Annotated in this window: 4 protein-coding genes; 1 reads left to right on the top strand and 3 read right to left on the bottom strand. The window is 53.6% G+C overall.

Annotated elements, in window-relative coordinates; genetic code table 11:
- Window positions 1-108: 108 nt before the first annotated feature.
- The 3 genes from dinB to Q0C48_RS09690 all read right to left on the bottom strand — a co-directional run bounded on the left by dinB (window position 109) and on the right by Q0C48_RS09690 (window position 4,417).
- Window positions 109-1,233 carry a DNA polymerase IV gene (gene dinB, locus Q0C48_RS09700; RefSeq protein ID WP_291523836.1) on the bottom strand — a complete coding sequence of 375 codons (1,125 nt, stop codon included), beginning with the start codon at window positions 1,231-1,233 and terminating at the stop codon, window positions 109-111.
- Window positions 1,234-1,615: 382 nt separating this feature from the next.
- The gene (locus tag Q0C48_RS09695; protein ID WP_291523834.1) at window positions 1,616-2,554 is read right to left on the bottom strand and encodes a viperin family antiviral radical SAM protein; all 939 of its coding nucleotides are present in this window, start codon (window positions 2,552-2,554) and stop codon (window positions 1,616-1,618) included.
- Between the two features lie 18 nt (window positions 2,555-2,572).
- Complete coding sequence (locus Q0C48_RS09690; protein WP_291523832.1) at window positions 2,573-4,417, bottom strand: SUMF1/EgtB/PvdO family nonheme iron enzyme; 1,845 nt, start codon at window positions 4,415-4,417, stop codon at window positions 2,573-2,575.
- A 284-nt stretch (window positions 4,418-4,701) separates the two neighbouring features.
- Between Q0C48_RS09690 and Q0C48_RS09685 the strand changes: the two genes are divergently transcribed.
- Window positions 4,702-5,028 (top strand): hypothetical protein, encoded by a 327-nt coding sequence (locus Q0C48_RS09685; protein WP_291523830.1) that lies wholly within the window; start codon window positions 4,702-4,704, stop codon window positions 5,026-5,028.
- Window positions 5,029-5,542 lie beyond the last annotated feature (514 nt).

The raw sequence follows: 5,542 nt of genomic DNA, 5'->3' as shown, positions 1-5,542 counted from the left end.
CTCTGCCGCTGCCGGACTTTTGCGTCACTTCAATGTAAATCCTGGACAAGACATTGCATTCTCAATGACCAGTTACGCTGCATCACCGCCTATTCTCTTGCCATGTTCTTACCGCAGATCGGGGATTCCGTCCAGCAAGTTCAGCTGGCGGGCGCCTTGGCTTGCCGCCTGTATTTGGACGAGACCGCTCACTGTGATTCCCAGCAGACGCACGGACGCACCCTGGGGAACTGCCCGATCCAGTAGTTCTGGTAGCAATGCCACGATGGTTTCCGTATTCCCGATGACCTCGGTCGCCGTATGCGCTCGGGTGACCGTGGCAAAATCGGGAAAGCGTGCCTTGATGTTCACCGTGTAGCCCGCCAAGGCGAGTGCCTGGAGACGGGCCGCAACCTGCTCGGCCATCTGCTGTAACGTGGCCAGCATGGTCCTTCGATCCTCCAGGTTTTCCGAGAAGGTCCGCTCGGTACCCACCGATTTCCGTTGGCGGGTCGGCTGCACGGGCCGCCTATCGATCCCCCGCGCCACTTCGTAAAACCAAGCTCCAGCCTTACCGAAACACCTAATCAACCTCTCCTGCGCTATCGCCCGCAGATCCGAGACGGTGTCGATACCCATAGCGGATAGTTTTTTTACAGTGGCCGGGCCCACACCATGCAGTTTGCCAACGGGCAGCGGCGCCAAGAAGTCGAGACCACGTTCGGGCGGGATAACGAAAAGCCCATGGGGCTTGCGCCAGTCGGAGGCGAGCTTGGCGAGCAACTTATTATAGGAGACCCCTGCCGAAGCGGTCAGCCTCGTTTCCCGATGAATGCGGTCCAGTATCTCGCGGGCGATTTCGACCGCCAGGATACCATCGGCGGTGGCAGCAGTGACGTCCAGAAAGGCCTCATCCAGCGACAGTGGCTCCACGAGCGGTGTGTAACTGCGCAGGATAGCCATAACCTGACGGGAGGCCTCTCGATAGGCTTCCATGCGGGGACGGACAAAGATGGCCTGCGGGCAGAGGGAGCGGGCCCGTGCCGCCGACATGGCCGAGTGGATTCCAAAACGTCGGGCTTCGTAGCTACAGGTGGCAACGACTCCCCGGCCGTTTGGGTCGCCGCCAACGATCAAAGGCTGACCGCGGAGCTCCGGCCTGTCGCGTTGTTCTACGGCCGCAAAGAAGGCATCCATGTCCACATGGATGATCTTGCGGAGATCAGGGTTACTCTCTGGCACTGAGTCTGGCAATCGACGACCTCCTCGCCTGCCCAGTTTACAGAGGGCGCCCGGCTACAGGCGATGAAAGCCGAGGCTCAGTGTGACGCGAGTCGAGCCGGTAAAGACACCTCTGGCCATTTGTCCAACTGCGCTTGAAGGGCGTTTAGCTGACCCCAGTGAATGTGGGCATCAACGACGTCTTGCGCAAGTCCACGGATTAGGGCTCCAAATTCGGCCTCATTGATGTTTTTTAAAGCCATAGACCATGATATCCCTGATTGCATGCCGTGGAAGGGCGGTAAAATTGCTCTCCTCAGGCCGCAGTTGTATCAGGATACAGCCCAAGGGAAAAGATATCTGCGATTTAAAAATCTTCCCAGTAATCATCATCCCTTCGAGGCGCTGTACCGTTTCATACTGAGGCGTCTTCGAGATGTCCGAGGTAGCGCGCGCAAAACTTGGCGGCGTCCACGCCAACCTCAGCAAACGCTTGTTCGGGGCCGACTTCCGGGATCGGACAACTGGAGCGATAGCTTGATTGGCCTGATGCATTTTGGAAGAAGCGGCCGAGCGGGTCGATCATTAAGTAGGACTCAACCATTTCCGTGTTGTCCTCGACGCACAGAATGTGGCCTAGATGCTGATGCCGAGCAATAAAGTCCTGAAAATCAGAATCGCTAACCATCAATTCGTTGGTCATCACGGGAAGCATGCGCAGTATCTTCCAGCGTTGAGGTGCCAAACGCTGAAGCAATACGCTTAGATCCTCATGACAATTGAGCGCGTTGACGACGGTGTTGAGCTTGATCTGCAGACTAGAATTGCAGCGCCTGGCTTCTTCAATAACCTCCGCCAGTTGCTCGACTATCAGCAACTGGCCATGCCGGCCTTGCCGCCCAATCAGGCGATTGGTAGGGGATTCGCCAGAATCTAGGCTGACCCCCAGCACGGAAAGGTGCGGAGCAATCTGCGCTGTAACGGCAGGCGATAACAAACTGCCGTTGGTGATCAGGGAGGTGGTGAAGCCGATATTGCGTGCTGCGAGCAGGATCTGGCTTACACGCTCTGGGTAGAGGAGGGGTTCTCCGCCTGCTAGATTGAGCCGCACGCCCTGCCAATCCATCTGCCGACGAAGTGGGTTTGCAAGATTTCTCGGATGGAAGTACAGCCACAAATTTTCCAGCATCCGCGTGGTGGCCGGGATGTTATGAATGAGCTCCCGACCACTGCCAGCCCAATGGGCATAGCAATAACGGCAGCGATAGTTGCAGGCTTCGGTGATGTGCCAGTTAATCACCAGTTCTGATAGCCGCGGGCGTACGCGCCCCCTCCTCGTCAAGGAATGCGTCATGGTCATCTCCTGAACGAGTTAAGCGTCGGGGTGTGTGACGTAGCAGAGGCGGAAGCCGACCTTCAAGCCTTTGTAGCGCATGGTCAGATGCGCTGGACAGCGATCCCGATCAAGAGGACCGCTCATAAGAGCTTTGCCGGTCGCCGCATTGGCTACAGGGGCAAAACCATCAGCATAGTCGGCTAACCATTCACCGAAATCTAGGACAGATACGAAGGGAAGCCCCTGTTGATTCTGCGTCCAGGTTAATTCTTTGCCAAAACGCAGGAATCCACCACCGTCGCTGGACTCTGGATAACGATGACAGCTTTCGTCCCCGGGTTTCCCATCTTCGCCAGTAACGACCCTAGTTAAGTCAGCCCAGCCGTCTTGTTCGATATCTAGGAGAGGGGGCGGACTAATTTGCTTCCACTCTTCTACCTTCAGCAGGCGAACGTGGAAACCGGTTTTCTGCTCGTAGTAGCGGCAATATGCCAAGGCATCAAACCACGTTACGCTCGCTGGAAGATGGTCGTCATCGTGCAGATTGACTGCGGCGATATCATCTTCAAGCTGGGCCTTGTTATGTGAGCGGGTTACGCGATCATTCCGCCAATCCGAACTCTCGAAGAAAAGCCAGAATTCCTGGATCGTCACCGGCGGCGAAACCATCAAGCAGTAACCGCTGAGCCGATGGGGGGCAAAGTTCTGAGCCCCCCACCCCTTCGGCTGAGTCGGCTGCGCATAGTTACCGCGTGTTGCCACTAGTTCGCGCATGAGCAGCTTGAGGTAACCCGGCCAGGTAGCAACTGTCCCACCTTCTGCATAATGGCGGGTTTCTGCACTGTGCTCCAGTCGCTCATACCATTCACCGGTTTTGAAATAGAGATGTGCCTTGAACCGGGATTCCTTCATCGCGGTTGGCAGTTCGTGACTTTTGAAGAACGGGTGGTATGGATTCCCCGTAAAGACTTCGTCCCGCTGATCACGGATGACCCAGTCAAATGCACCGTTTGCCTCTTTCAGGAAAACGATGTTGTCGTTGCCGGGGAACGGAATGATATCAACCCAGCCTGATTCAGAACGTTCGATTTCCTGGCGAAAGATATCGAAAACCCTGCGGTCAAAAACAAGTTCGTCCTCGCTGGCGTTGTACAAACGGAACTCGGGCGGCCGTTGCATTGGTGCCACCAGATTGTCGCCTAGAAGGTTGAAGGCGACGGCGATGTGATCAAAACGGTATGAATGAAGCAACAGGTCACGGCCGGTCAATTCAAGAAAGTCCGGTGCATCGGCATCACAATCGAATTCACGCTCCAAGGAGAGAACTACTTGGTTGGCCCGATCTTCACACCATTTGAGTCGGGCTTCGTCACTATAGAGGGGACCATCGGCCAGTTGATGCATATCGTAACGGCCGAGGCCGCTTGCGGCGAAAAACTTGGAGCCGACGCCGGTGAAAATTCTTTCCGGCATCGGCAGGCCAGAATTGAAGAGACGATCCGATACTTGACGGGCTTTCAGGCTGGAGGAAAACATGCGGGGCCAACTGATCAAGTCGGCGGGGCGGGTCATGCCGCGGGTCTGGAGGAAGTCGATAAGTTCCAGTTCGGTATACCGCCAAGCATCGAAGGATTTGCTGCCTAGTGCTTGTGCAAGTCCATGGTGGAGGCTGCTGACTTTCAGGGAAACATCTTCGGGAATGGGCTGATCGGAGCGCTTGCGAGCGTCCCGAAGGACTTTGGCCGACTTTTTGACGTGATTGCAGTGTAAGCCCGCTAGCTGCATTGCCCAGAACTTCGGTTCTGCAGATTCGGGTTGGCCGGGACGGGGAATCAGAAGGTTGACAGGGCGGACTGCGCGCAGCAGGTTTTCGGTATTCATGTGAATCTCCAATCAAAAGCCACGACGAAGTCGTGCTGCCTCAGGCCGCATTGAAAATGTCAGCTAGATTTGGAGATTACAGAGGGAGTACCCTTGGGCAATTTCGGCTAAAGAGGCAGCTTTTCATCCGCGAGTGCTCACACGCATGTTTGAGATTACCGCTTTAAACGCCAGATAACAATAGGGTCCGCTTGCCACCTATAACCAGCCATATTTCAAAGATGCCTCTTTGTCAGGTTTGGCCGAACTCCGGGCGCTGACTATTCCCACCTTGAATGGCCGCTTTGGGTCATTTGCTTACCGCTGCTGAACGACTGCAATCAGTCTGCTGCCGACCATCAGAGCTCAACGGCGGCGGGGCAACGATAGCTATCGACCAGCAGTTTGCCAATCGTGTTCTCACAACTCGCCATCATGACCGGAAACCGGGACATACTGGGAATGCTTTTGGAGAACCTCAACCCATTGATTTACAGAGCGCCCATGATTACAATTATGACGCCACTCGAAAATGGCCAGATGCGAAACGTATAGTCCAGCCGCAAACATTTGATGCAATTTTGTCGCATGGTAAACCCGCCGTAAAAACATTAGCGTATTATTTTTTTTGATCTTATGAAGTAGTAAGGACCACAATATATAAAAAGAGAAAACCATAACAACATATTAAATCAATAAACATAAGAGTTTGCGCTTTGCACAACTGAAGGCCCGCCGATAAAAACTTGGTATATCGAATAAACCTTTCCGGATGCAAGGCCGTTAATAAACTCATACAAAGAAAAACACAATAATACCAGATTTATTGAGGCTGATATGTTGTTTTGCTTTCCTATGTATCCTGATTTTCTAAACGATGGAAGTGCTCTGATCTGGTCCTTATATAGATTAAAAAGTATAAAAGCCAAAATAAAGGCTGAAGTGATTAGAACTATAAACCATAGGGTTCTGACATCCATCCGATTTTCCTTGATTATTACGCTGCTGTTTCAGGAGTGAACCTCAAGATGCGAAATAGTCCTTTCTCGACTTATTCACCACGAATAACTGGTGCCGTGCAACCCAAGGTCCGCTTCCAGTCTTGACCGGTCATTCAAACGAAAATCTCTACATGAAGCCTTTAAC

The sequence above is a fragment of the Acidithiobacillus sp. genome, assembly GCF_023255755.1.
GTDB lineage: Bacteria > Pseudomonadota > Gammaproteobacteria > Acidithiobacillales > Acidithiobacillaceae > Acidithiobacillus.
Note: the sequence above shows the minus strand (reverse complement) of the source record. Positions and strands in the feature narration are given on the sequence as shown.